The organism is Cupriavidus sp. 10L43_2 (genome assembly GCF_056395265.1).
The window spans coordinates 134,797-160,887 of sequence record NZ_JBFTJE010000006.1 but is presented as its reverse complement, the minus strand read 5'-3'; the positions used below and the strand labels follow the sequence as shown (position 1 = coordinate 160,887).

Genomic DNA, 26,091 nt, shown 5'->3' with positions numbered 1-26,091 from the left:
AGTCTTCACGCGGAAGGGTTCACGGCGGCGCCGTGCTTTCCACCTCCAGGGCGGGCATCCAGCTACCGGGTGCCGGCGCCCGCCGTACCGTCCCTCTTACCGTTGCCCGTCGGCCCACCAGTGGCCGCGCCAGCGCGACGCTGATCCCGGTCAATTCCCATACCGTCTGATCGTCCACCTGCAGCACAGCCATGGGGTGGGGCGCATTGCCGATGATCCGAACCTCGCCCGTGAGCGCGATGCGCGCGCCCACCGCCGGGGGCGGTGTTGTCCCGACGCAGGCCGCGAGGCAGCAGGCGGCCGCCATGGCCCGCAGGCCGCGTTTCGTCACGTCCCTCATTGGATGATCACCGACAGCGCGGTGCCGGGCGGCACGCTCACCCGTTCGCTATAGATCCCATGCACTGCTGGCCGGACGATGGGAATGCTCGCATACGGCTGCAGCTGCGCTGGCAAGGTTTGCGTCAGCGCCCGGAGCCCGGCCAGGTTCTGCGGATCGATCACCGGCAGTCGCAGCGCGCCATCGACGCGCGCCGGAAAACCGTAGCCAGCGGGGCTGTCGGTGGCCCGCATCAGCGACCCGGCGGTCGCCGAGAAGCGGCGAAGCTGCTCGCCGAGTCCCGCGCCGGTAGCTTCGGCCCGGATCGCCGCATCAAGGACTTCCAGTGACTTCTCGCTGCTCACGTCGCGCAACAGCCGCGAGAAGAACCCAGCGCCAAGCTGGCGATTGAGAAACCCGCCCAGCGAGCCCGACACCGAATAGCTCTCGCACGTCTCCCCGAACGGCTCCCACGTGGTCAGGCTGCAGTTGTACATGCCGTTGCGGATCCTGACGTAGTCGCGGAACCGGACATCGCGAATATCGTTGACGGCCGGGTCGATGGCGTGCCCGGCGAAGTCCTCCATCATCATCGCGGTGGCTTCGTCGAGCCAGGTATCGAACAGATACTTCGGGCCGTGGCCAGCGCCCCGGCGGTAGAAGTTCTGCAAGTGCATGCCTTCGTGGGCCATGGTGCTGGCAGCCTGCTTCAGCGCGGCGTCGCCCGCCGCGTACAGCGATTCCGAATTCAGGAAGAAGCCCACCGCTTCGTTGCTATGAGGGAGTCCGGCGCTGCGCCGGATCACGTCGCGCGAATAGAAATAGCCCATCAGCCGCGCGGACGGGTTGTCGCTCGTCAGCTTGAGGATGACGATATCGAGCGGCTGGCCGGCACCCGGGATCAACTCCGCATACCCATGCGCGCCCCAGAGCGGCCCGCCGACGTGCGTCAGCAGGTCATAGACCTTGCCCGGCCCCAGGAAACTGGCGGCAAGCGCGTCGATGGTGGCGTCACTGACTTTTGCAGGACCGCGCTCGGCATCCTCGATCCAGAAATTGACGACCGTGCCGTCGCTGGCCTGTGACTGGCGCAACAGCGTCGCCATATGCGGCTGGTCTTCCGCGTCATGCCAGGTGCGGGACTCGTTGAGCACGACCTGCCGCGGGGCGATCCGAGCTTCCCGCGCCTCCAGCGCTGCCAGCGGGCGCGTGGCTGCCAGCCGGGCCCAGCCATGGGCGTTGAATTCGCCGACGCGCCGCATGACGGCGCTGTCCTCTCCATCGAGACGCCACGTCTTGCCGACCGCCGACGCGGATGCCTTGGGCACCAGCGAGAGGGCCGGCATCGCCTGCGGCTCGGCGCCCTGATTGGTGAAGACCAGCGTGACGTCGTGTCCGGAGAGCCCCCGGATATTGACCGGCACATCGACCGGGGCGGCCGTGGCGTTCACATGCCGCCAGACCCCCACGCTGGTTCCGGCATACGTATTGGCGTCCAGCGCGCCACAGCCGGTGCACGCCACCGACAGCAGGTCACCCGGAGGTTGGGGCGCCGTCGGGGCAGGTGGGGTGGGTGGGATGGGCGGCGCAGTGGGGTGGTCGGACCCGCCATCACCCCCGCACGCGGCAAGGCCGCCAACCATGCAGCACGCCAAGGCCAGCTTCTTCATCATGATTCCTTTCCTCTTCGTATGGGAAAGGAAGCTTTTTCCATGGACCGCCGGCTAGGCGCTTGATCTGAATCAGTGGGCTGCAGAGATTCGCAATTGTTCTATCCGAAGGCCCCCGCGAGCCATTGCGGGTTGGAACATTTCCCACTTTTTCGCCTATTCTTGGGGGGCGCTTGATGCTCCGCATTGATGCCAATGTGACGCCCTATTGGCAGGACTCTCGGCAGGATGATTGGTAGGCAGCAGCGCGCAAGATCAACCCCTCACCCGGTTTCGGCGCTCATGGGTAACAGCCAAAGCCTTCAAATCCTGTGGCAGGACGGCGAGCACGTTTTCTGTCGAGGCCAGCGCCCGGGCAATGACGGCGCCGACATCGTCCTGATCGTCCGGCCCGCCGCCGACTATCCATCGTCCGCCAGTCTCGACCGCCTTGCTCACGAATTCAGGCTGAAGGATGAACTCGACAGCGCGTGGGCGGTGCGGCCCCTGGAGCTTCTGCGCGAGGATGGCCGGACCTCGCTGGTGCTGGAAGACCCGGGCGGCGAGCCGCTCGAGTTGCTGCTCGGCGCACCCATGGAGACGGGCATGGTCTTGCGCTTCGCTGCCGCCATCGCGGCGGCGCTTGGCCAGTTCCATCAGCGCGGCCTGGTCCATAAGGACTTCAAGCCTGCCCATGTTCTCGTGAATGTCACGGACGGACGCGCGCGACTCACCGGCTTCGGCATCGCCTCGCGGCTGCCGCGCGAGCATCAGGCACCCGAGCCGCCCGAAACGATCGCCGGCACGCTCGCCTACATGGCGCCCGAGCAGACCGGTCGGATGAATCGCTCCATCGATTCGCGCAGCGACCTTTATTCGCTCGGTGTGGTGATCTACCAGATGCTCACCGGTGTCCTGCCGTTTTCGGCGAGCGAGCCGATGGAATGGGTGCACTGCCACATCGCCCGAAAGCTGATGCCGCCCAGCGAGCGCCTGACGTCGATACCGGCCCCGCTTTGCCAGATCGTCATGAAGCTGCTCGCCAAGACGGCGGAAGAGCGCTACCAGACTGCGGCCGGTGTCGAGCAGGATCTGCGACGCTGCCTGGCTGCCTGGGAGAGCCATCGCCAGATCGATGGTTTCCCGCTTGGCGAGCACGACACGCCCGACCGTCTGGTGATTCCCGAGAAGCTGTACGGCAGGGAGCGCGAAGTCAACAGGTTGCTGGCGGCCTTCAACCGCGTGATCACGCGCGGCGCACCGGAACTTGTGCTGGTCTCGGGATACTCCGGCATCGGCAAGACCGCCGTCGTCAACGAGTTGCACAAGGTACTGGTGCCGCCACGGGGGCTCTTTGCCGCAGGCAAGTTCGACCAGTACAAGCGCGACATTCCTTATTCGACCTTGGTGCAGGCGTTCCAGAGTCTGGTGCGGCCGCTGCTTGGTAAGCGGGACGCCGAACTGGCGAGCTGGCGCGCCGCGCTGCTGGAAGCCCTGGAGCCGAATGCACGGCTCATGACCGACCTCATCCCCGAGCTGAAGCTCATCATCGGCGAACAACCGCCGGTGCCGGAGCTTGAGCCGCAGCAGGCGCAACGCCGCTTTCAACTGGTCTTCCGCCGATTCATCGGTGTCTTCGCCCGGCCGGAACACCCGCTGGCACTCTTCCTCGATGATCTGCAATGGCTGGACACGGCAACGCTCGACTTGCTGGAGGATGTGCTGGCGCGGTCGGACTTGCAGCACCTGATGGTGATCGGCGCCTATCGGGACAATGAGGTGGATGCCGCCCATCCCCTGACGCACAAGTTGCAGGCGATCCGGAGCGCTCGCGGAACGGTGGAGGAGATCACCCTGGCGCCGCTTGGCCGTGAACACCTCGGGCAGCTGATTGCCGATGCCGTGTGCTGCGACACGACGCGCGTGGCATCGCTGGCGCAGCTGGTGCATGAGAAGACGGCCGGCAATCCGTTCTTCGTGATTCAGTTTCTCTACGCGCTGGCCGAGGAGCGCTTGTTCCACTTCGACCATGACACGAAGGGCTGGTCCTGGCATCTCGATCGCATTCATGCCAAGGGCTACACCGACAATGTCGTGGATCTGATGGTGGGCAAACTGAGCCGTCTGCCGAGCGAGACACAGCAGGCGTTGCAGCAGCTGGCCTGCCTCGGCAACATCGCCGAGATCACGATGCTGTCCACCGTGCTGGCGATTCCGGAGAAGGAGGTCCATGCGGTGCTCTGGGAGGCCGTCCGCCTGGAACTGGTCGAGCGGCTGGAGGGCGCTTACCGGTTTATCCATGACCGCGTGCAGGAAGCCGCCTATTCGCTGATCCCGAAAGCGATGCGCGCCGAGGTGCATCTGCGGATCGGCCGCTTGCTGGTCGCCCGAACGCCCATCGGGCAGCAGGAGGCCGCGATCTTCGAGATCGTCAATCAGCTCGACCGCGGCGCTGCGCTGATCACGGCGCAAGCGGAGCGGGACCAGCTCGCCGGGCTCAACCTGATGGCGGGGAAGCGTGCCAAGGGTTCTACCGCCTATGCCTCGGCGCTCACCTATCTCAATATCGGCGTGGCGCTGTTGGGGGAGGATAGCTGGGAGCGCCAGCACGAGATGCTCTTCGCGCTGGAGCTGAACCGGGCCGAATGCACCTTCCTGACCGGTGAACTCTCGGTTGCGGATGAGGAATTGGCGGCACTGTCAGGTCACGCCGCGACGACGGTCGAACAAGCCATCGTGGCCTGCCTGCACATGGATGTCTGCCTGGTGCTCGATCAGAGCAGCCGCGCGATCAATGTCGGCCTCAATTGCCTCCGGCATTTCGGCATCGATTGGTCACCCCATCCGGACGGCGACGAGGTACGGCGCGAATACGGGCGCATCGGGTCGGCGCTTGGGGATCGGGAAATCGAGGCGCTTATCGACATGCCGCTGATGGAGGACCCTGCCTCCCTGGCCACCGTCGATGTCCTGATGAAGCTCTGGACGCCGGCCTTATACACCGATGAAAACCTGGCTTCCCTGACGATCTGCAAGGCGGTCAGCCTGAGCCTGGAGCACGGCAATTGCGATGCTTCGTGCTTCGCCTACGTCATCCTCATCCGCATTGCAGGGCCGCATTTCGGCGACTACAAGACGGGGTTCCGGTTCGGTCAGCTTGGCTACGACCTCGTGGAGCGGCGCGGGCTCAAGCGCCTCGAGGCGAGAACCTTTGTTTGCTTCGCGCTGTTTGTCGTGCCCTGGATGAAGCACGTGGGGGCTTGCCGTGATCTGCAACGCCGCGCCTTCGATGCGGCAAACCGCGTCGGGGATCTCCAGTATGCAACCTACACGCGCAACGATCTGAACTCGAACCTGATCTTCTCCGGCGAGTCGCTGTGCGACGCGCTGGCCGAAGCCGAGCACGGCCTGGCGTTCGCCGAGAAATCGCGGTTCGGTCTCGCCATCGACATCATCGCCACGCAAGTCGCGCTGATGCGCACGCTGCGGGGGCTCACGCCCAAGTTTGGTTGCCTCGACGACGCGCAGTTTGATGAGGCGCGGATCGAGCGGCGTTTCTCGGAGAACCCGGATCTGGCGATTGCGGCGTGCTGGTACTGGATCCGGAAGCTACAGGCGCGCTGTATCGCCGGCGACCACGCGGCGGCCATGGACGCCGCTGCGAAGGCAAAAGGACTGCTCTGGACCACGGCCTCGTTTTTCGAGGAAGCCGAATACTATTTCTATGGGGCGCTGTCGCACGCCGCCTGCGCCGATGCCACATCCGGCGATGCGCGGCAAGCGCACCTGACGGCGCTGGCTGGGCATCACGGGCAACTGACGGTCTGGGCGGAGCATTGCCCGGAAAATTTCGAGAATCGCGCCGCGCTGGTGGGCGCGGAGATCGCCCGGATTGAAGGCCGCGAACTTGATGCGATGCGGCTCTACGAACTGGCGATCCGCTCGGCGCGCGCCAACGGTTTCGTGCACGTGGAAGCGCTCGCCAACGAGCTTGCCGCGCGATTCTACGCGGCGCGTGAGTTCGCGGTCATCGCCGAGACCTACTTGCGCCATGCGCACTACAGCTACCTGCGCTGGCGAGCCGATGGGAAGGCGCGGCAACTTGAGCAGATGCACCCGCACCTCAGAACGGAAGCGTTTGCCCCCGGCCCGACGGGCACGATCACGACGCCCGTCGAACACCTTGATCTCTCGACCGTGATCAAGGTGTCGCAGATGGTCTCCGGTGTGATCGTCCTGGAAAAGCTGATCGAGATGGTCATGCGCACGGCGATTGAGCAGGCGGGCGCCGAACGCGGGGTATTGATCCTTCCGGATGCCGGTGAACAGCGGATCACTGCGGAGGCAACGATCGACGGGGAGATGGTCGCCGTGCATCTCCACGACCAGCCCATGACCGATGCGGTGCTGCCGGAGTCTGTCCTCAACTACGTCCTGCGGACGCGGGAGAGCGTCATCCTCGACGATGCCGTGGCGGATCCCACGTTTGCGGCCGATCCTTACATCGCACAGCATCGCGCCCGTTCCATTCTCTGCTTGCCGCTGATGAATCAGGCGAGGCTCACTGGCGCGCTCTATCTCGAAAACCATCTCACGACCCATGTGTTCACTCCCGCCCGCATTGCGATCCTGAGGCTGGTGGCCTCGCAGGCCGCGATTGCGTTGGAAAATGCCCATCTCTACCGCGAACTTGTGGAGCGTGAGGCGAAGATTCGGCGCCTTGTCGACGCCGACATCATCGGGATCGTCGTCTGGACTGTGGAGGGCGACGTTCTCGAGGCCAATGATGCGTTTCTTCGCATGGTGGGATACGCGCGCGACGATCTCATCGCAGGTAGCGTGCGCTGGACGGACCTGACACCACCGGAATGGCGCGAGGGCGACGAGCGCGTGCTGCAAGAGATCAGGGAGATGGGAAGCGCGCCGCCGTTCGAGAAGGAGTTTGTCAGGAAGGACGGCAGCCGCGTGCCCGTCTTGATCGGTGCAGCCACATTCGAAACCGGCCGAAGGGAGGGCGTCGCTTTCGTGCTCGACCTGAGCGAGCGCAAGCAGGCGGAGGAAAGTATCCGGGAGGGCGAGCGACGCTATCGCGAGGCGCAGACGGAACTGGCCCATGCGAACCGCGTTGCCACAATCGGGCATCTCGGGGCCTCGATTGCGCACGAAATCAAGCAGCCGGTCGCTGCGACAGTGACCAATGCGCACGCAGCCGTGCGGTGGCTGAGGGCCGAGCCGCCCAACATCGACGAGGTCAGCGAGATACTGGGTCGCATCATCAAGGATGGCAATCGGGCGGTGGACATCATTGGCCGCATCCGTGAACTGGTGAAGAAGGCGCCGCCCCGGAAGGAGCCGCTGGACATCAACCAGGCGATCCGCGAGGTGGTCGAACTTACCCGTGCCGAAGCACGGAAGCACGACACGCTGGTGCAGACGCACCTCGCGGACCCGTTGCCGCTTGTGCAGGGAGATCGGGTCCAGTTGCAGCAAGTCCTCCTCAATCTGCTCATCAACGCCATGGAAGCGATGAGCGGCGCGAGCGACGGCGCGCGGGACTTGCTGATCAGTACGGAGAAAGCGGAGGGGAACTGCGTGCGCGTGGCGGTGAGTGATTCAGGGCCCGGCTTTGCGCCAGACGACCCCGAGCGCATCTTCGCTCCCTTCTACACGACCAAGTCCGCCGGGCTGGGGATGGGGCTGTCCATCTGCCGTTCGATCATCGACGCCCATGAGGGTCGAATGTGGGCGAGTGCGAACGTGCCCCACGGTGCGGTCTTTCAGTTCACGGTGCCCGCGGAGCCGGGCACGTCATTGTGATCCCCTGAACGGGTATCTCAGGCGATGACCGTCGGCTATGCGGCAGCCTCCTCGCGCAGGCGACGGGCTTCGTCGCGCAGGAATTGCTGGTAGTCGTCCAGATCGCCGTCGAAAGGCTCGACGCCGCCCTTGGTGACCAGCCAGAACTCATCGCATACAGCGCGCAGCAGGGCCCGGTCGTGACTGACCAGCATCACCGTGCCTTCGAATTCGTTGAGCGCCATGCCGAGCGCTTCGCGTGTGGCCAGGTCGAGGTGGTTGGTCGGCTCGTCGAGCAGCAGCAGGTTGGGGCGCTGCCACACGATCATGCACAACACGAGCCGCGCCTTTTCGCCGCCGCTCATCGTGTGCACCGCCTGATGCACCATGTCGCCACTGAAACTGAAGGTGCCGAGGAAGGTGCGCAGGGATTGCTCGGTGCCACTCTGGCCGGGGGCGCGCATGTGCGGCGGCCTGTCCTTGGCAAGGCGGATCATGTGCTCCATCGGCGTGTCGAGCGGGCGCAGCACGTCGAGTTCCTGCTGTGCGAAGTAGCCGATGTTCAGGCCCTTGCCTTCGCTGATTTCACCGGCAACCGGCGCCAGCGCGTGCGCCACCGTCTTCACCAGCGTGGACTTGCCCTGGCCGTTCGCACCGAGAATGCCGATGCGCTGCCCCGCCAGCACGGAACGGTTGATGCCCTTCACGATGACCGTGGGCGGCGTGCCCGGGAGTGCGTCGGTCGGCGCCGGGTAGCCGAAGCTCGCGTCCAGCATCGACAACAGCGGGTTCGGGACGTTGAGAGGCTCCTTGAACTCGAACGTGAATTCCGCATCGGCAAGCACAGGGGCGATCTTCTCCATGCGTTCGAGCGCCTTGACTCGGCTCTGCGCCTGCTTCGCCTTCGAGGCCTTGGCCTTGAAACGGTCGATGAATTTCTGCAGGTGGGCGATCTTGTCGGCCTGCCTGGCCACCGCGGCCTGCTGCAATAGAAGCTGCTCGGCGCGCATGTCTTCGAACTTGCTGTAGTTGCCGCCGTAACGCACGAGCTTGGCGTTGTCGACGTGCACCGTCACCTGCGTCACGGCGTCGAGGAACTCGCGGTCGTGGCTGATCACCACCATGGTGCCCTGATAGCGCTTGAGCCAGGCTTCCAGCCAGACCAGTGCGTCGAGGTCCAAGTGATTGGTCGGTTCGTCGAGCAGCAGCAGGTCGGACGGGCACATCAGCGCGCGCGCCAGTTGCAGGCGCATGCGCCAGCCGCCGGAGAAGCTGTTGACCGGCTGGCTAAGCTGCGCACCACTGAAGCCAAGGCCCAGGATCAGCGCCTGGGCACGTGCGGGGGCATCGTGTGCACCAGCGTCGTGCAGGGCCATATAGGCGTGCGCCATGCGCATGCCATCGTCGCTGGCCTCGGCGGCGTCGACTTCGGCCTGCGCGGCCAACAGCACGGTGTCACCCTCGACGACAAAGTCGGTAGCGCTCTGCTCGGTCTCCGGCATCTCCTGCGCAACCTGGCCCATCCTCCACGCAGCAGGAATCGAGAACTCGCCGCTGTCTTCGTGCAGCGTGCCGTTGAGAAGGGCGAAGAAGGACGACTTGCCGGCGCCATTGCGGCCGACAAGACCGATCTTTTCGCCGGGGTTGAATGTGACGGACGCGCGGTCGAGCACGACATTGACGCCGCGACGCAGCGTGACATTACGAACGGAAATCATGGGGAGCCACTTCGGAGAGGACTGCCATGATAGCCGACCGGGCGTGTGACGGTCGTTATTTGTTGCGGTGCAACAATAGCAATCGGCGGAAAATCGACGATGAACGCCCAAAAAAAAAGCGCCCCAACTGGGGCGCTCTTGATGGCCGCGGGCCGCGCGCCGGGATTACGCCCCCACGCCCCCCGCGCCGACGATGTTGAAGCCACCGTCGACGTAGGTGATCTCGCCCGTCACGCCGCTGGACAGATCGGACAGCAGGAAGGCGGCCACGTTGCCGACTTCGTCGATCGTCACGTTGCGGCGCAGCGGGGCGGCTTCCTCGAAATGCCTGAGGAGCTTGCCGAAGTCCTTGATGCCGGACGCAGCCAGCGTCTTGATCGGGCCTGCCGAGATGCCGTTGGCGCGGATCCCGCGCTCGCCCACGGCTTCGGCCAGGTAGCGCACGCTCGCCTCGAGCGACGCCTTGGCCAGGCCCATCGTGTTGTAGTTCGGAACCACGCGTTCGGCGCCGAGATAGGTCAGCGTGAGCAGCGATGCCTTGTCGGACAGCAGCGGCAGCGCAGCCTTGGCCAGTGCCGGGAAGCTGTAGGCCGAGATGTCATGCGCGATGCGGAAGCCTTCGCGCGACAGCCCGTCCAGGAAATTGCCGGCGATGGCTTCGCGCGGCGCAAAGCCGATCGAATGCACCAAACCGTCGAATTTTTCCCAGCGCTGCCCCAGAGCGGCGAAAGTCGCGGTAATCTGCTCATCGCTGCCCACGTCGCACTCATAGATCATGTCGGAGCCGAATTCCTTGGCGAAGTCGCTGATGCGGTCCTTGAAGCGTTCGCCGACATAGGTGAAAGCCAGCTCGGCGCCCTCGCGCTTGCACGCGGAGGCGATGCCATAGGCGATCGAGCGGTTGGACAGCAAGCCGGTGATCAGGATCCGCTTACCTGCCAGAAATCCCATAAATTCTCCAAGATATGTGAGGGTGGGGCGGGCATGTTTCATGCTCGGCCCCCGGGGCCGGTGCACGACGGGTAAAGTTCCCCGCAGTTTGTTGCGCCGCGCAGAGGGAATGTCCGGATGGCTGGGGGCCACCCGGACGCATGTAAAATTGTCGCACAACTTCGCCCGGCCACAAGACGCCGGGCATGTCCAGGTCAGAGTGGAGGTCTGCAACGGGATGCCTATTCGCGCACGTTGGCCGCTTCAGGCGGCAGGGCAGTGCTTTCGTCGTGGCGCGGTGCTGCAGAAGGTGCGGGGGCTGGCGCCATTGGCGCTTTGGATATGCGTGCTGGCCTCGGGTTTTCCCGCATTGGCGCATGCCGCGCACGGGATTGCCCTGCACGGCGACCTCAAGTATCCGGCCGATTTCAAGCAATTCGACTACGTCAACCCCGATGCGCCCCAGGGCGGCACGCTGACGCTGGCCAACCCGGACCGGCGCACGAGCTTCGACAAGTTCAATCCGTTCACGCTCAAGGGCACCTCGGCGCCCGGCCTGACCGCGCTGATGTTCGAATCGCTGTTGATCAGTAGCGCGGACGAAACCGCCAGCGCCTATGGCCTGCTGGCCGACGACGTCACCGTGGCGCCCGACGCGCTGTCCGTGACCTTCCGCATCCGACCGGAGGCGCGCTTCACCAATGGCGACCCGGTCATGGCCTCGGACGTCAAGTACTCGTACGACATGCTCATGAGCAAGTCGGCCAGCCCCGGCTACCGGAGCATGTGTACCGACGTGAAGGCCGTGGTCGTGACCGGCGAGCGCACCGTCCGCTTCGACTTCAAGCAGCGCAACACGGAATTGCCGCTGATCGTCGGTTCACTGCCCGTGTTCTCGAAGAAATGGACCGCCAAGGTGCCGTTCGACAAGCTGACCTTCGAGGAACCGATCACCAGCGGCCCCTACGTCATCGACCGCTACGACGCCGGTCGCGGCATCATTTTCAAGCGAAACCCGAGCTATTGGGGCAAGGATCTGGCGGTACGGCGCGGCACGTTCAACTTCGGCCGCGTGGTCTACCGGCTCTATAAGGACGAGACGGCCAAGCTGGAGGCGTTCAAGGCCGGCGAATTCGATGCCATTGTCGAATATCGGTCGAAAAACTGGGCGAAGAGCTATGTCGGCACGCGCTTCCGCAAAGGCGAGCTGATCAAGACCGAATTCCCGCACCGCAACGGCGCCGGCATGCAGGGTTTCGTGATGAACATGCGCAAACCGGTGTTCCAGGATGTACGCGTCCGCCGCGCGCTGATCCTGGCGCTGGACTTCGAATGGCTGAACCGCCAGTTGTTCTACGGCGCGTACAAGCGGCTGGACAGCTGGTTCTCGAACAGCGAGCTGGCCGCCAGCGCCACGTTCGACAGCCGCCCCGGTCCGGGCGAGATGGCGCTGCTGGAGCCGCTGCGCGCCCAGCTGCCGGCGGAAGTGTTCGGCCTCGATGTGGTGCAGCCCACCACCAACGCACCGCGCTCGCTGCGCGACAACCTGCGCGAAGCCCGCCGCCTGCTGGCCCAGGCCGGCTGGACCTACGAGGACGGCGCGCTGCGCAACGCCAAGCGCGAGCCGCTGGTGTTCGAATTCCTCGATGACGGCGGGGCGATGAGCCGGGTGATCACCACCTATGTGCGCAACCTGGAGAAGCTTGGCATCGAGGTGCATCAGCGCACCACCGACTTTGCGCTGTATCAAAAGCGTCTCGAGGATTTCGACTTCGACATGGTGTCGATCCGCTTCCCGGACTCGCAAAGCCCCGGCAACGAGCTGCGCGACCGCTTCACGACCGAGGCCGCGACCACGCCCGGCTCGGACAACCTGTTCGGCGTGAAATCGCCTGCCATCGACAAGCTCGTGGACCACGTGCTGCACGCGCACACGCGCGACGAACTCGTCACGGCGGGTCGCGCGCTGGACCGCGTGCTGATGCACGGGTACTACATCGTGCCGAACTGGTACAGTGCCTCGCATCGCGTGGCCTATCGCAATACGATGTCCTACCCGACCCGCCTGCCGTACTTCTATACGGCGGAGGGCTGGGTCCTCTCCAACTGGTGGCGGAACGATCTGACGCCGAAGACCCAATGACGGCACTGACGGAACCCGGACGCGCATGATTGCCTACCTGCTCAAACGCATCCTGCTGATGATTCCGACCCTGATCGGGGTCATTACGCTGACTTTCGTCGTGATCCAGTTCGTGCCGGGCGGCCCGGTCGAGCAGATGATGCTCGAACTCAAGGGGCGCGGCGGTGGCGGGGAGGCCAGCGGTGGCGGGGCGGAATACCGCGGCCGGCGCGGCGTGGACCCGGACAAAATCAAGGAAATCCAGGCGCTCTATGGCTTCGACAAGCCGCCAATCGAGCGCTATTTCATGATGCTGAAGCGCTTCGCCCAGTTCGACCTGGGCCAGAGCTACTTCCAGCACCGCAGCGTCTGGGAGCTGGTGAAGTCGAAACTGCCGGTGTCGATCAGTCTCGGGCTCTGGACGTTTTTTCTGACTTATCTGATATCGGTCCCGCTCGGGATCTCGAAAGCGATCCGGGCGGGCAGCCGCTTCGATGTGATCAGCAGCATGATCGTGCTGGTGGGCTACGCGATTCCGGGCTTCGTGCTCGGGGTGCTGCTGCTGGTGCTGTTCGGTGGTGGCACGTTCGTCCAGTGGTTCCCGCTGCGCGGGCTGACGTCCGACAATTGGGACCAGCTCACGCTGATGGGCAAGGTCATGGACTACCTCTGGCACCTGGTGCTGCCGATCACGGCGTCGGTGGTGGGCAGCTTCGCCGTCATCACCATGCTGACCAAGAACGCGTTCCTGGAAGAAATCCGCAAGCAGTACGTGCTGACCGCGCGGGCCAAGGGCCTGGYGGAGCGGCGCGTGCTCTGGAAACACGTGTTCCGCAACGCGCTGATCCCGCTCGTCACCGGCTTCCCGGCGGCGTTCATCGGCGCGTTCTTCACCGGCTCGCTGCTGATCGAGACACTGTTCTCGCTCGACGGGCTGGGCCTGTTGTCCTATGAAGCCGTGCTGCGCCGTGACTACCCGGTCGTGCTCGGCACGCTCTACCTGTTCACGCTGATCGGGCTGGTGACGCGCCTGATTTCGGATGTCTGCTACGTGATGGTCGACCCGCGCATTCACTTCGAGGGCATGCACCGATGAGCATTCTCTCCCACGGCGCGGTGCCCAACGGGCTGCCGCACTCGCCGTCGCCGCGCCAGCGCGCGTGGCAACGCTTCCGCCGCAACCGGCTGGGCTACTGGAGCCTGATCCTGTTCGTGGTGATCTTCGTCCTGAGCCTGTGTGCCGAGGTGCTGTCGAGCGACCGCCCGCTGGTGGTGCGCTACAAGGGCGAGTACTACTTCCCGATCGTCAAGGTCTACCCGGAAACCACGTTCGACGGCGATTTCCCGACCCGTACCGACTACCTCGATCCCTTCATCCGCGAACGGATCACCACGCACGGCAATTTCGCGGTGTTCCCGGTGAATCAGTATTCCTACGATTCGCTGAACTACTTCGCCAAGGAGCCGAATCCGGCGCCCCCCTCGTCCGAGAACTGGCTGGGCACCGACGATCGCGGCCGGGACGTGCTGGCGCGCCTGATCTACGGCTTTCGCGTGTCCGTGCTGTTCGGCATGGCGCTGACGATCATCGGCGTACTGGTCGGCACGCTTACCGGGGCGCTGATGGGCTTTTTTGGTGGGCGTTTCGACCTGTTCTCGCAGCGCGCCATCGAGATCTGGAGCTCGATGCCCGAGCTGTACCTGCTGATTATCTTCGCGTCGATCTTCGAGCCGAGCCTGGCGCTGCTGATCATCCTGCTGTCGCTGTTCGGCTGGATGGGGCTGTCCGACTACGTGCGGGCCGAGTTCTACCGCAACCGCTCGCTCGACTATGTGAAGGCGGCGCGCGCGCTGGGCCTGTCCAATGTCCAGATCATGTGGCGCCATATCCTGCCGAACAGCCTGACGCCGGTGATCACCTTCCTGCCGTTCCGTATGAGCGCGGCCATCCTGGCGCTGACCAGCCTCGACTTCCTGGGTCTGGGCGTGCCGCCGACGACGCCGAGCCTGGGCGAGCTGCTGGCGCAGGGCAAGGGCAACCTCGATGCCTGGTGGATTTCGCTGTCCACGTTCGCGGTGCTCGTTATCACGTTGTTGCTGCTGACCTTTATGGGCGACGCGCTGCGGGATGCCTTCGATACGCGCCTGGGGCTGGCCCAGTTGCGTGGTCGTGTGGAGCCTAAGGCGCCTGCGGGAAGTCCCGCTGCGGAGGCCGTGCAATGAGCCTCGCCGCAACGTTTCCTGACGCCGTGGCCCCGCCGGCGCCCGGCACGCAATTGATGTGTGTGGACCGACTGTCGGTGACCTTCGGCGAGGGCGAGCACGCCACGCGCGCCGTGCGCGAGGTCAGCTTCGACCTGCGCGCTGGCGAGCGCTACGCGCTGGTGGGTGAGTCCGGCTCGGGCAAGACCGTGACCGCGCTGGCCATGCTCCGGCTGGTTGGCGACGCCCACTACCAGGGCGCCATTCGCTTCGAAGGCCAGGACCTGCTGCGCGTGTCCGGCCGCGAGATGCGGCGCATCCGCGGGTCCGAGATCGCCATGATCTTCCAGGAACCGATGACGGCCCTGAACCCGCTTTACACCATCGGCAACCAGATCGTGGAGACGCTGGCGCTGCACGAGGGCCTGGACCGCCGCGCCGCGCGCGACCGTGCCATCGCGCTGCTCGAGCGAACCGGCATCAGCGACGCTGCCAACCGTTTCAACAGCTTCCCGCATCAGCTTTCGGGCGGCCAGCGCCAGCGCGCGATGATCGCCATGGCCCTGGCCTGCCGGCCCAAGCTGCTGCTGGCCGACGAGCCGACCACGGCGCTCGACGTGACCATCCGCGCTCAGATCCTGGATCTGCTGCGCGACCTCCAGGCCGAGTTCGGCATGGCGGTGATGCTGATCACCCATGACCTGAACCTCGTGCGGGCGTTCGCGCAGCGTGTGGGGGTGATGGAGAAGGGCGTGCTGGTGGAGTCTGGCGAGACGGCCGAGGTGTTCGGCAATCCGCGCCATCCGTACACGCGCAAGCTGATCGACAGCCGCCCGCGCCGCGAGGTGCTGCCGCTGGTGCCACTGGCGCCGGTGCTGCTGGAGACCGATGCGCTCTGCGTCAACTACGCCAAGAAGCGCGCCGGGTTTGCCGGCTGGTTTTCGAAGGAGCAGTTCGCGGCCGTGAAGGACGTGAACCTGCAATTGCGCGAAGGCGAGACTGTCGGCATCGTCGGCGAGTCCGGCTCCGGCAAGACCACGCTGGCTCACGCCGTGCTGGCGCTCCAGCGCCAGAGCAGCGGGGCGATCCGCTTCCTGGGGCGTGCGTTCGACGCCTGCACGCACAAGGAGCGCAGTGCGCTGCGGTCGCGCATGCAGGTGGTATTCCAGGACCCGTTCGGCTCGCTGTCGCCCCGGATGACCATCGAACAGATCGTGGGGGAGGGCCTCGCCCTCCATCAGCCGGGGCTGTCGCCCGAGGCGATGCGCGAGCGCGTGATCGAGGCCCTGCGGGAGGTCGGGATGGACCGGACGGCGCTGGGCCGTTATCCGCACGAGTTCTCTGGCGGACAGCGGCAACGCATCGCCATCGCGCGAGTTTTGATCCTCAAGCCGCAGGTTCTGGTGCTAGATGAGCCGACTTCTGCACTTGACGTCTCGATCCAGCAACAGGTGCTGGCGCTGCTTTCCCAGCTCCAGCACAAGTACAACCTCAGCTATCTGTTCATCAGCCATGATCTAGCGGTGATTCGTGCGATGGCGCACCGCGTCGTCGTGATGAAAAATGGTGAAGTGGTCGAAGCGGGTGAGACGGAAACCGTACTCGGCGCACCGCAGCATCCGTATACGCGCAAGCTGATGGCGGCCGCACAGTTAGGGGTCGTCTGAATGATGTGCGGCGCAGCACGCATGCCGCACTAGCATGACAGCGCGATGTATCACATCGCCGTTATGCGAAATACGAGAAAAAAGATACGTTTTTCACGCTAGCTCATTGATTTGGCTGCGATTTCGGGCGAATTTGTAACCATCTTTGACACGATAATGACAGTCATTTACTATCCCGCGATACCTATTTTTGGGGGTGGTCTGTCGGTCGCATGCTGACCTTTGGGAAGGTCAACCACGCATGCGAATCGTGCACAGTACGCTGGCATATGTCTTGCGTACATACCGCCCTGATGTCTAGCGTTTGTCCGGCAATGTCTGACATGCCGGTCAGATAAGTCCGATTATCAGGAGAACCAATGCAACGAACGGTACTTCATTCCCTGGCGCGCGCCGCTATTGGAATTGCCATTGCATGCGGTGCGACTGTGTCGAATGGAGTGCTGGCGGATACGGTGTTCAAGGACCCGGACGCCCGGATCGATGCCCGCGCGGAACTGAGCGCGGATGCCCATCCGGAAGGCAAGCGTGGCTTGCTGTCGTCGGTGATGAACTCCACCAGCAACGTTGCCAGCAAGGCTGGCGACCTGGTCATGAACGCGCTGGGCCTGATTGGCGTGCGTTACCGCTTCGGCGGTAACAGCCCCGAATCCGGCCTGGACTGCAGCGGCTTCGTCCGCTACGTGTTCAACGACACCTTCGGCTTCGTGTTGCCGCGTCGCTCTGTCGAAATCAGCAAGGTTGGCACCACTGTGGCGGTCAACGAACTGCGTCCGGGTGACCTGGTGTTCTTCAACACCATGCGTCATACGTTCTCGCACGTCGGCATCTATATTGGCGACAACAAGTTCGTGCACGCGCCGTCCACCGGCAGCAAGATCCGCGTGGACGACATGCGTGCCAGCTACTGGGTGACACGCTACAACGGCGCGCGACGCATCGACGATGCCCAGCGCGGCGACGCCGACAACGGCATGGGCAACATGGTCGAGACGCTCAAGCGCTTCGACCCGGCTGCCCAGGGTCGGTCGCTGTACGGCGGCTGAACCGGCTGCTCGCCAAACAAAAAGGACTGCCTCGGCAGTCCTTTTTTATCGGGCTCGACATACAAATAAGACAAATACCCCACTAAAGGGTGACATGATGCGTCACATGAAGTGACACGAATTGTCACGAAGCGAGCCCATGTCCTGACAAGGATTGTCGTTTTACCCCACTATTGGGTGGTAACAATGCCGGTTGGCAGCTGGCGCGTACGGGCGAGAGCGAGCTTGTCGCGCAGGCTCGCCAGTACTGCCGCCGTGGCTTGCTCGCCGGCCAGGATCGCGCGGTTGCGCGCCGTGAAGTCGCTGCCGCTCATGTCGGGCAGGTCAGGGCGGATCACGATGTCCGCGCGCGCCAGCGCCATCTTGTTGATCGACTGACCCATGATGGCCGTGGTCTGCAGCAGCACGCCGCTCTGGCCGCCATTCTTTTGGCTCGACGGATCGGCCGAGATATTCACCGCGATCACGAACTCGGCGCCCATCTCGCGCGCCGCATCCACTGGCACCGGCTCCACCAGCCCGCCATCGACATAGTCATGGCCCTGGATCGACACCGGCTGGAACACGCCCGGCACGCTGCTGGACGCGCGCACGGCCTGGCCGGTATTGCCGCGCCGGAACAGGATCCGCTCGCCGGTCTTGAGATCGGTGGCGACGATGCCCAGCGGCAGCTTCATCTGTTCGATGGTGCGCTGCTTGACCAGCCGGTTCACATAGTTCTGCAGCGCCTCGCCCTTGAGCCAGCCACCGAACTTGGTGCCGAACGGCAGCGCCCAGTCGGCGATGGACGCCTCGTCCATGGTCAGGGCGAGCTTGTTCAGCGTGAAGCCATCCATGCCGGACGCGTAGAGCGCCGCCACCACCGACCCCGCACTGGTACCCGTGACGATATCGGGATGGATACCCTGCGCCTCGAGCGCCTTGATCACGCCGATATGTGCAAAGCCGCGCGCCGCGCCGCCGCCCAGCGCCAGGCCGATGCGCACCGGGCGCGGCGGCAGCGTGGCCACCGGCGGCGTGACGACGGGCTGGGTCGGCAGGGTGGGGGTCGGCTTCGGGCCGGTGGAGCAGGCCGCCAGCAGCATCGCCGCGGAGGCGCCCAGGAAATGGCGTCGTTTCATCGAGGAACGGGAATCTACGGGAAGTGATGCCGGCGCCGTGCGAGGCGGCATCCGAGGTCTCAGACCGGTGGCAGGATAAATGATTCCGGCCGGCGCGTAGCGAAAAAGCGGCGGCGGGCAGGGCGTATAATGCGCCATTCCTCGAATCTGGCCTGCGCGCCGCTGTGCGCGGGCCTTTTTGTTTCTCTCCGCCATGACACAACGCGTCCGCACCCGCTTCGCGCCGAGCCCGACCGGGTTCATCCACCTCGGCAACATCCGCTCCGCGCTCTATCCGTGGGCCTTCGCCCGCCGCATGCAGGGCGATTTCATCCTGCGCATCGAGGATACCGATGTCGAGCGGTCGTCCCAGGAGGCCGTCGACGTGATCCTGGAGTCCATGGCCTGGCTCGACATGGACATCGACGAAGGTCCGTTCTACCAGATGCAGCGCATGGACCGCTATCGCGCGGTGGTGCAGCAGATGATGGAGACCGGCCTCGCGTACCACTGCTACATGAGCACCGAGGAACTGGACGCGCTGCGCGAAGCCCAGCGCGCCGCCGGCGAGAAGCCGCGCTACAACGGCTTCTGGCGCCCCGAGCCGGGCAAGGTCCTGCCCGAGCCGCCGGCCGGCGTGCAACCCGTCGTGCGTTTCAAGAACCCGATCGGCGGCAGCGTGGTCTGGGACGACGCCGTGAAGGGCCGCATCGAGATCTCGAACGACGAGCTGGACGACCTGGTGATCGCCCGCCCCGACGGCACGCCGACATACAACTTCTGCGTCGTGGTCGATGACCTCGACATGAAGATCACCCACGTGATCCGCGGCGACGACCACGTCAACAACACGCCGCGCCAGATCAACATCATTCGTGCGATGGGCGGCCACGTGCCGGTCTACGCGCACCTGCCGACCGTGCTGAACGAGCAGGGCGAGAAGATGAGCAAGCGCCATGGCGCGATGCCCGTGACCGGCTACCGCGACGAGGGCTACCTGCCCGAGGCCGTGCTGAACTACCTCGCGCGCTTGGGCTGGGCGCATGGTGATGCCGAGATCTTCTCGCGCGAGCAGTTCATCGAGTGGTTCGACCTGGAGCACCTGGGCAAGTCGCCGGCGCAGTACAACCCTGAAAAGCTGGCTTGGCTCAACAACCACTACATCAAGGTGGGCGATAACGCCCGTCTGGCCGATCTGACGCGCCCCTTCATCGAGGCGCTGGGCGGCAAGGTGGAAGGCGCGAGCCTGGCCGACGTGATCGCGCTGGTCAAGGATCGCGCCAATACGCTGAAGGAAGTGGCCCAGGCCGCGATGCTGTTCTATCGCGGCGAGCCGCAGGCGGATGCCGCGCTGCGCACAGAGCACCTGACCGACGAGATCCGCCCGGCGCTGCAGGCGCTGGCCGCGCAACTGGCCGCGCTGCCTGAGTGGAAGCGCGAGGGCATCAGCGCCACGTTCAAGGCAGTGCTGGCCGAATTCGGCCTGAAGATGCCGAAGCTGGCTATGCCGGTGCGCCTGCTGGTGGCGGGGCAGTTGCAGACGCCGGGCATCGACGCGGTGCTGGAACTGTTCGGCCGCGAGACGGTGCTGCGCCGCCTTGCGGCAGCCTGAGAAAAGTGCGGAAAAATCTCGGCAGGGGCTTGCGCTCGGGCCGGGATTTCAGCATAATCTCCTTCTCCCTGCCGCGCGGCAAAAACCACGCGGATCGGTTGAAAGGCCGAAAAGGGACTTGCAAAGCGGTTGGATTGCTATATAATCTCGGCTTCGCCGGAATCGTAGTAAATCCCGCGACAGCAAGAAGCAGTAAATGACAGTAACATTGGGGCTATAGCTCAGCTGGGAGAGCGCTTGCATGGCATGCAAGAGGTCAGCGGTTCGATCCCGCTTAGCTCCACCAAGTTTCTGTCCCCTTCGTCTAGAGGCCTAGGACATCACCCTTTCACGGTGAGTACAGGGGTTCGAATCCCCTAGGGGACGCCAAAACAGTAGGGCGTAATCAAACGTCCAGCTAGTCGTCCGAAGCAATAGCTTCGAGCGGCGAACCAACACGGAGCGGTAGTTCAGTTGGTTAGAATACCGGCCTGTCACGCCGGGGGTCGCGGGTTCGAGTCCCGTCCGCTCCGCCAAAACTGAGCCCGCTTGGGTAAAACCAAGCGGGTTTTTCTTTGGGTGAGAGGTTGATTATCTGATAATCGCCTCGCGGTTTTTAGCGAAAGCAAATGCCACATGGCAGTTGCACTTCGAAAGAAAATCGTAATATAATCGCGGCTTCGCTGAAACGCGATTATGCAGTACTGGTAGTAAAGGGCAGTACCAMGGGGCTATAGCTCAGCTGGGAGAGCGCTTGCATGGCATGCAAGAGGTCAGCGGTTCGATCCCGCTTAGCTCCACCAAGGATTTCGAGGCACCGACCCAGCAAAAAAGGTGCCTCAGTCGTTGAAAAGTCTGTTACAGTTACGGACTTCGCAGCGCAGACGGAAACGTTGCAACAAGTTTCTGTCCCCTTCGTCTAGAGGCCTAGGACATCACCCTTTCACGGTGAGTACAGGGGTTCGAATCCCCTAGGGGACGCCAAAACAGCAGGGCGTAATCAAACGTCCAGCTAGTCGTCCGAAGCAATAGCTTCGAGCGGCGAACCAACACGGAGCGGTAGTTCAGTTGGTTAGAATACCGGCCTGTCACGCCGGGGGTCGCGGGTTCGAGTCCCGTCCGCTCCGCCAATATTAAAAATGCCTGCGCAAGCAGGCATTTTTTTTATCCTTCGCTTCCCGTTATTGCATTGCGTGACCCGCCTTTAAATCATGCGGGTTTGCTCACCCGCATGAAATACCGTACCAGCAGCGTGCCGGCCAAGGCCAGGCTGATACTGTTGCCGAACCAGAAACCGGCGGCGCCGCGTGTCCACTCGGGTAGCGCGTCGATCAAGCCGAATCCCATCACATACCCACTACCCAGCCCCACGCCCCACAGCGATCCTGCGTAGATCAACGTCGGAATCAGGGCGATCTTGTACGCGCGCAGGATGAAGGCGGTCATGACCTGCACCGCGTCAAATGCCTGATAGAACGCGACGAACAGCATCAACGGCAGTGCCTTGGTGACTACAGTCGGATCCTTGGCGTAGGCCTGCAGCAGCGGCTCGCGGAGCAGCCACAGCAGGGCGCCTGTCAGCAGCGCCAGCCCGGCCCCGAAGCGGATGCCGCGCCACGCCAGCCGGCGTGCCCCAGCCAAGTCACGTGCGCCAATCGACTGGGCCACCAGCGTGGACGTGGCAATCGCCAGAGAGAGCGGCATCATGTACGCTACCGCGCTCAGATTGGCGATGATCTGATGCCCGGCCAGCGTCTCGGTACCGAGTCGTGTGATGAAGATCGACATCAGCGTGAACGAGGTGATCTCGATCAGATAGGTCAGCCCCATCGGCACGCCCAGCCGCAGCAGCGGGCGGATCTTGCTCCAGTTTGGCCACTCCCAGCCGGCAAAAAGCGCCAGCGGCCGGTAGGCGGCGCCGGTGCGCAGGATCAGCAGGCCGGCGATGCACCAGGTCCAGCTGATCAGCGTGGAGGCCAGTGCGCAGCCCGGACCGCCCATCGGCGCCAGCCCCAGTCCCCCATGAATGAACCACGCGTTGAGCGGCACCTTCATCGCCAGCCCGGCGATCTGGAGCACCGTCACCATGATCGGCCGCGACAGCGCGTTGTTCAGCGCCATATAGATGCGGAAGCTCAGCGCGGCCGGCAGGCCGAACGCCACGATATGAAGATAGTGCGAGGCCTTCTCGACCAGCTCAGGCGGCGCCTTGGCAAACGTGAGCAGCGGCCCAGGGAACAGCAGCAACAGCATGCCCGGCACGGCCAGTGCCACACCCAGCCACGCGGCCTGGCGCACTTCGCTGCCGATCTCGGCGGTGCGGCCCGCGCCATAGAGTTGGCCGGCGATGGGTGCCAGCGCCTGGAGCACCCCCATCAGGCTGATATAGATGGTGATGTAGATGGAGCCGCCCAGGCCCACGGCGGCGAGGTCGGTAGCGGAGGCGCGCCCGGCCATCACCGTATCGATGACGCCGAAGGCCACCACCGCGAGTTGTCCGACCAGGACGGGCGCGGCGAGGTGGAGGATGCGGCGAATGTCTTGCAGCGCGCTGCTCATTGTTCTTGTCGGAAAGCATGGCGCGCCGGCTCAGTCGTGAGTCCGGCGCGTGAGGGGGGGCGAGGGGCGTCCTGCGCGGAGGATTAAGGCTGGCGCGGCAGGCGGCGCGGCACCGTGGGCCGGGGCGGCGCAGCGCGGCCAACATCGACCAGCCGGTACAGGCGGAAGCGCTCGTCCCGGTCCGCAGGCCGGCGGCCTTCCCAGACCAGCCGCCATTCGAAGTGCGAAATGTTGCCGGGCGGGCCGTAATCCACGGCGTCGTGGCGCAGCAGCACGTCGCAGCCGTCATCGGGCCCGCCAAAGCGGATATGGCCGTAATACGAGAACGACGCCAGTTGCGCATTCCCCATGCGGATCGGCTGCACGCAGGTATAGGTCGACGGTAGCGCCATCGAGGCGGCTTGCGCCACATCGCGATAGGTCTTGGCGTAGTTGATGGCGGGCAGCCAGAGCGTCATGGCCATCACCCACATCAGCGTCGTGCCGGCGGCCGAGATCACCACCGGGCGCCAGATCTGCTTGGGCGCACGCGACAGCCGCCAACGCACCACCAGTACCCAGGCCAGCGTCACCGCCAGCGCGATCACCACCGCGCTCCAGGTGAACGAGTGCTGGAAGCCCGGAATCAGCCGGTACACGTTGTTGGCGATCTTGGGCGGAAAACCGGTCGTGCGGGCGATCCACATGAACCAGAGGAAGCCGCAGAAGATCGTGAAGAACAGCAGGGCGAACCAGTCGATCGCGTTGATCACGCCACGCGCCAGCGTGGGCAATGCGAAGGCAGCCAGCACGGCCATCGGCGGCAGCAACAGGATGAACTGCACGTCGCCGGGGCTGCGTTGCAGCACCAGCAACAGGAGCAGTGTCGTCAGCATCGACAGCGGCAGCGCTACGTGGGCCGCGCGCCGCATGCCACGCCACGACAACCACGCCCAGACGGCCACCGGCCAGACCGGCCACGCGAACAGGAACAGATTTCGTGCGATGAAGCCGGCCGCGGCCAGTGACGGCCCGCCATAGGTGCGACGGTCGTAGCGGGCCCACTCGCGGATGAAGGTGACAGCCTCGTCGCGGTCGGCCGCGCCCAGGTACACCATCGCCATCCACGCGCCGACGATGGCCAGCGCCAGCGGCAGGCCAATCCCCGCCAGCCACTTCGCGGGCAGCGGCCGGCAGGCCACGGCGGCAAGGGCCGTGGCGAGCAGCAGGGCGGCGGCCAGGATCGGCCCGCTGGACAGGCACAGCGCGCCCAGCCCCACGCCGTACCAGAGGCTGCCCTGCACGGGCTTGTCCAGGCTGCGCACCAGCCCGTACAGCATGAAGGCGATAAAGCAGACCTGGCCGACCTGCGCCGTGGTTTCGTGCCCGCGCATCGCCAGCCCCACGCATGCCAGGAACAGCAGCAGCGCGCCATCGGCCAGCGCACGGCCATAGGAGCGCGCATCGGGCTGGCCGCCGAACGCGAACGCGAACGGCTGCACTTCGTCGCGCCGGCCGAGCAGGTAGGTGGAATACCAGATGAAGGCGCAGGTGCCGAAGTAGAACAGCGCCGTGGCCAGCCGCGACGCGTCCGGGGCGCCGAGCCAGCCGCCAAACAGCCGGATCATGATGCCGCCGAGCCAGAACACCAGCGGGCCGTCCTCGCTGAACGGCCGGCCGGCGATGTTCGGCATCAGCCAGTCCTGTGTACCGCCGGTGGCGAGCTGCCACATCACGCCGAAGCCCGCGGCATCCTCGTTCTTCCACGGATCGCGTCCGAACAGGCCGGCCAGCCCGTAGATGATGCAGATGGCCAGCAGCAGGGCGCGCGGCAGCGCGCCGGTGGCGGCGGCGGTCAGGTGGACGGGAGAGGTCTTGGCTTGACTCATCGGCGGTGAAATCGTAGGCAGCAACAATCGGCTGCACAAAAGCAAAGAGGCAGCCGATGCTGCCTCTTTGTCAGGTCGCGCGCGGCGGGAGCATCTGTTCCCTCGTGCGCGGCATGCTCGCGGCTCCGCGAGATTACTTCTTCATCGTGCTCAGCTTGCTGCCGAACTTCTGACGGAACTTCTCGACGCGGCCGGCCGTGTCCATGATCTTCTGGGTGCCGGTGTAGAACGGGTGCGATTCCGACGACACTTCGATCTTGGCCAGCGGGTAGGTCTTGCCGTCGTGTTCGATCGTGTCCTTGGTCTGGATCGTCGAGCGGGTCACGAACTTGAAGTCGTTCGACACGTCGTGGAACAGGACTTCGCGATAATTCGGGTGAATGCCTTCTTTCATGGTGCTTCCTTTCAGGTTGGGTAGCCAGTCCGCTCATGTCTGCCGCGTGCGTGCATCGGATGACGAATGCTTGCGACGAGCGAACCACTTGCCGATAACGGGCAAACCGGGATTATGCCAGAAAGACAAGCGCTTGGACAACAATACGCGCGCGGCTGTGACCATGTCGTCGGGTGTTCGGAAGTGCATTTTGCGTCATTTTTTGGCCGGGTCCTGACGATAGAACGTGGCCAGCGCTTCGTATAGCGTAGACCAATGCCGGCGCAGGCCTTCGGGCTCCACGAAAAATGCCTCGGACGCCACTGCGAAGAACTCGCTGGGCGCCTCGCATCCGTAGGGGTCGATCACCCGCAGCCGGGGCGGCAGCCGCTCGGGGTGGTTCCATGCACTGTCCGGTACGGCCTCGCAGGCATCGGCGAAGGCATCGTACTGGCTCAGGAACGCCTCGGCCCACTGTTCGGCATCGACGCCCGGATGCAGCACGCGCGAGAAGGGCGGCACGCCGTCGGGCTCGCCGTCGAGCATGTCGAGCTTGTGGGCGAACTCGTGGATCACCACGTTGTAGGTGTCCGCCGGCAGCGCGTGGTCGGAATCGAGCCCGGCGCCGGGCGTGCTCACGTCCTGCCAGGACAGGATGACGGGACCATGCTCCCACGCCTCGCCGCTCGCCTCCTCCTCCACGCCGTGCACCAGCCCGATCTCGTCCTCCACGGTGCGCCGGATCAGGAATTCGCCCGGATACAGCACGATGCCGTGCCAGCCGCGATACCACTCGATACCGAGCTTGAGGATCGGCACGCAAGCCTGCACGGCCACGCTGACCACCATCTCATCGGTCAGCGGCAGGTCGTGGGCAGTCGAATATTCCTTGCCGGCGATGAACAGCGTGGCCAGCTCGCGCAGCGCGGCCTGATCCTCGGCGCCGTAGCGCTGCACGTAGGGCAGGGCAGCCACGGTGCGCGTCCAGAGGTCGTCCGGAATGGCGTAGTGCTCGAGCTTGCGGGCGCGTGAGCGCGAGCGCAGGTAGCTGGTCAGTTTGCCGAACATGGGCGGAGGGTCGTCGGATCGATTGGCAGAGACAAAAAAGGCGCACCCAAGGGTACGCCTTTCCTGCCTGATGCACTACCGGG

General features: G+C 64.6%; 16 protein-coding genes and 6 tRNA genes. 13 read left to right on the top strand and 9 right to left on the bottom strand.

All coding sequences use genetic code 11. The features are described from left to right. Positions 1-19: 19 nt before the first annotated feature. Together AC1DEL_RS11200 and AC1DEL_RS11195 are read right to left on the bottom strand one after the other, a co-directional pair. Positions 20-340 carry a hypothetical protein gene (locus AC1DEL_RS11200; protein ID WP_477125749.1) on the bottom strand — a complete coding sequence of 107 codons (321 nt, stop codon included), beginning with the start codon at positions 338-340 and terminating at the stop codon, positions 20-22. Then, complete coding sequence (locus tag AC1DEL_RS11195; protein WP_477125748.1) at positions 337-1,992, bottom strand: M30 family zinc metallopeptidase; 1,656 nt, start codon at positions 1,990-1,992, stop codon at positions 337-339. Before AC1DEL_RS11195 ends, AC1DEL_RS11200 begins: the two co-directional genes overlap by 4 nt. A gap of 279 nt (positions 1,993-2,271) precedes the next feature. Here AC1DEL_RS11195 and AC1DEL_RS11190 point away from each other — a divergent pair, with 279 nt between their 5' ends. Continuing rightward, positions 2,272-7,785 carry a trifunctional serine/threonine-protein kinase/ATP-binding protein/sensor histidine kinase gene (locus tag AC1DEL_RS11190; RefSeq protein WP_477125747.1) on the top strand — a complete coding sequence of 1,838 codons (5,514 nt, stop codon included), beginning with the start codon at positions 2,272-2,274 and terminating at the stop codon, positions 7,783-7,785. A gap of 35 nt (positions 7,786-7,820) precedes the next feature. Here AC1DEL_RS11190 and AC1DEL_RS11185 read toward each other — a convergent pair whose 3' ends face one another. Together AC1DEL_RS11185 and fabI are read right to left on the bottom strand one after the other, a co-directional pair. Continuing rightward, entirely contained in the window at positions 7,821-9,482 is a 1,662-nt protein-coding gene (locus AC1DEL_RS11185) for an ABC-F family ATP-binding cassette domain-containing protein (protein WP_477125746.1), read from the bottom strand. Between the two features lie 165 nt (positions 9,483-9,647). After that, positions 9,648-10,433, bottom strand: a complete 786-nt coding sequence (fabI, locus tag AC1DEL_RS11180) for an enoyl-ACP reductase FabI (RefSeq protein WP_092289767.1) — start codon at positions 10,431-10,433, stop codon at positions 9,648-9,650. A gap of 217 nt (positions 10,434-10,650) precedes the next feature. Here fabI and AC1DEL_RS11175 point away from each other — a divergent pair, with 217 nt between their 5' ends. The 5 genes from AC1DEL_RS11175 (at position 10,651) to AC1DEL_RS11155 (ending at position 17,449) form a co-directional block, all read left to right on the top strand. Further along, positions 10,651-12,555 carry an extracellular solute-binding protein gene (locus tag AC1DEL_RS11175; protein WP_092289765.1) on the top strand — a complete coding sequence of 635 codons (1,905 nt, stop codon included), beginning with the start codon at positions 10,651-10,653 and terminating at the stop codon, positions 12,553-12,555. Positions 12,556-12,580: 25 nt separating this feature from the next. Beyond that, a complete protein-coding gene (locus AC1DEL_RS11170) occupies positions 12,581-13,630 on the top strand; it encodes a microcin C ABC transporter permease YejB (protein ID WP_477159074.1) in 1,050 nt (349 codons plus the stop codon). Then, complete coding sequence (locus AC1DEL_RS11165) at positions 13,627-14,757, top strand: ABC transporter permease (protein WP_092289762.1); 1,131 nt, start codon at positions 13,627-13,629, stop codon at positions 14,755-14,757. The genes AC1DEL_RS11170 and AC1DEL_RS11165 overlap by 4 nt, the downstream gene beginning before the upstream one ends. After that, a complete protein-coding gene (locus AC1DEL_RS11160; RefSeq protein ID WP_441590498.1) occupies positions 14,754-16,403 on the top strand; it encodes an ABC transporter ATP-binding protein in 1,650 nt (549 codons plus the stop codon). The genes AC1DEL_RS11165 and AC1DEL_RS11160 overlap by 4 nt, the downstream gene beginning before the upstream one ends. 359 nt (positions 16,404-16,762) lie before the next feature. Then, positions 16,763-17,449, top strand: a complete 687-nt coding sequence (locus AC1DEL_RS11155; RefSeq protein WP_092289758.1) for a C40 family peptidase — start codon at positions 16,763-16,765, stop codon at positions 17,447-17,449. Positions 17,450-17,619: 170 nt separating this feature from the next. Here AC1DEL_RS11155 and AC1DEL_RS11150 read toward each other — a convergent pair whose 3' ends face one another. Continuing rightward, the gene (locus AC1DEL_RS11150; RefSeq protein WP_441643941.1) at positions 17,620-18,570 is read right to left on the bottom strand and encodes a patatin-like phospholipase family protein; all 951 of its coding nucleotides are present in this window, start codon (positions 18,568-18,570) and stop codon (positions 17,620-17,622) included. A 193-nt stretch (positions 18,571-18,763) separates the two neighbouring features. Here AC1DEL_RS11150 and gltX point away from each other — a divergent pair, with 193 nt between their 5' ends. The 7 genes from gltX (at position 18,764) to AC1DEL_RS11115 (ending at position 21,270) form a co-directional block, all read left to right on the top strand. After that, complete coding sequence (gltX, locus tag AC1DEL_RS11145) at positions 18,764-20,161, top strand: glutamate--tRNA ligase (RefSeq protein ID WP_441643940.1); 1,398 nt, start codon at positions 18,764-18,766, stop codon at positions 20,159-20,161. A 210-nt stretch (positions 20,162-20,371) separates the two neighbouring features. Next, a tRNA-Ala gene (locus tag AC1DEL_RS11140) sits at positions 20,372-20,447 on the top strand. Positions 20,448-20,454: 7 nt separating this feature from the next. Then, positions 20,455-20,530 (top strand) — tRNA-Glu (locus tag AC1DEL_RS11135). Positions 20,531-20,599: 69 nt separating this feature from the next. After that, positions 20,600-20,676, top strand: a tRNA-Asp gene (locus tag AC1DEL_RS11130). A 191-nt stretch (positions 20,677-20,867) separates the two neighbouring features. Then, positions 20,868-20,943: transfer RNA gene (locus tag AC1DEL_RS11125), tRNA-Ala, on the top strand. 105 nt (positions 20,944-21,048) lie between these two features. Then, positions 21,049-21,124: transfer RNA gene (locus tag AC1DEL_RS11120), tRNA-Glu, on the top strand. Between the two features lie 69 nt (positions 21,125-21,193). Further along, a tRNA-Asp gene (locus tag AC1DEL_RS11115) sits at positions 21,194-21,270 on the top strand. A 79-nt stretch (positions 21,271-21,349) separates the two neighbouring features. Here AC1DEL_RS11115 and AC1DEL_RS11110 read toward each other — a convergent pair. From AC1DEL_RS11110 to AC1DEL_RS11095, 4 genes are all read right to left on the bottom strand, one after another. Beyond that, on the bottom strand, positions 21,350-22,699 hold the full coding sequence (locus AC1DEL_RS11110; protein ID WP_092289752.1) for an MATE family efflux transporter: 1,350 nt from the start codon (positions 22,697-22,699) through the stop codon (positions 21,350-21,352). Positions 22,700-22,782: 83 nt separating this feature from the next. Next, positions 22,783-24,567, bottom strand: a complete 1,785-nt coding sequence (locus AC1DEL_RS11105; protein ID WP_441590497.1) for an ArnT family glycosyltransferase — start codon at positions 24,565-24,567, stop codon at positions 22,783-22,785. 133 nt (positions 24,568-24,700) lie between these two features. Next, positions 24,701-24,961, bottom strand: coding sequence for a type B 50S ribosomal protein L31 (locus AC1DEL_RS11100; RefSeq protein WP_092289748.1), 261 nt, complete (start codon positions 24,959-24,961; stop codon positions 24,701-24,703). Positions 24,962-25,156: 195 nt separating this feature from the next. Beyond that, positions 25,157-26,008: a M90 family metallopeptidase gene (locus AC1DEL_RS11095; RefSeq protein WP_092289746.1), complete on the bottom strand. Its 852-nt coding sequence runs from the start codon at positions 26,006-26,008 to the stop codon at positions 25,157-25,159. Between the last annotated feature and the right edge of the window lie 83 nt (positions 26,009-26,091).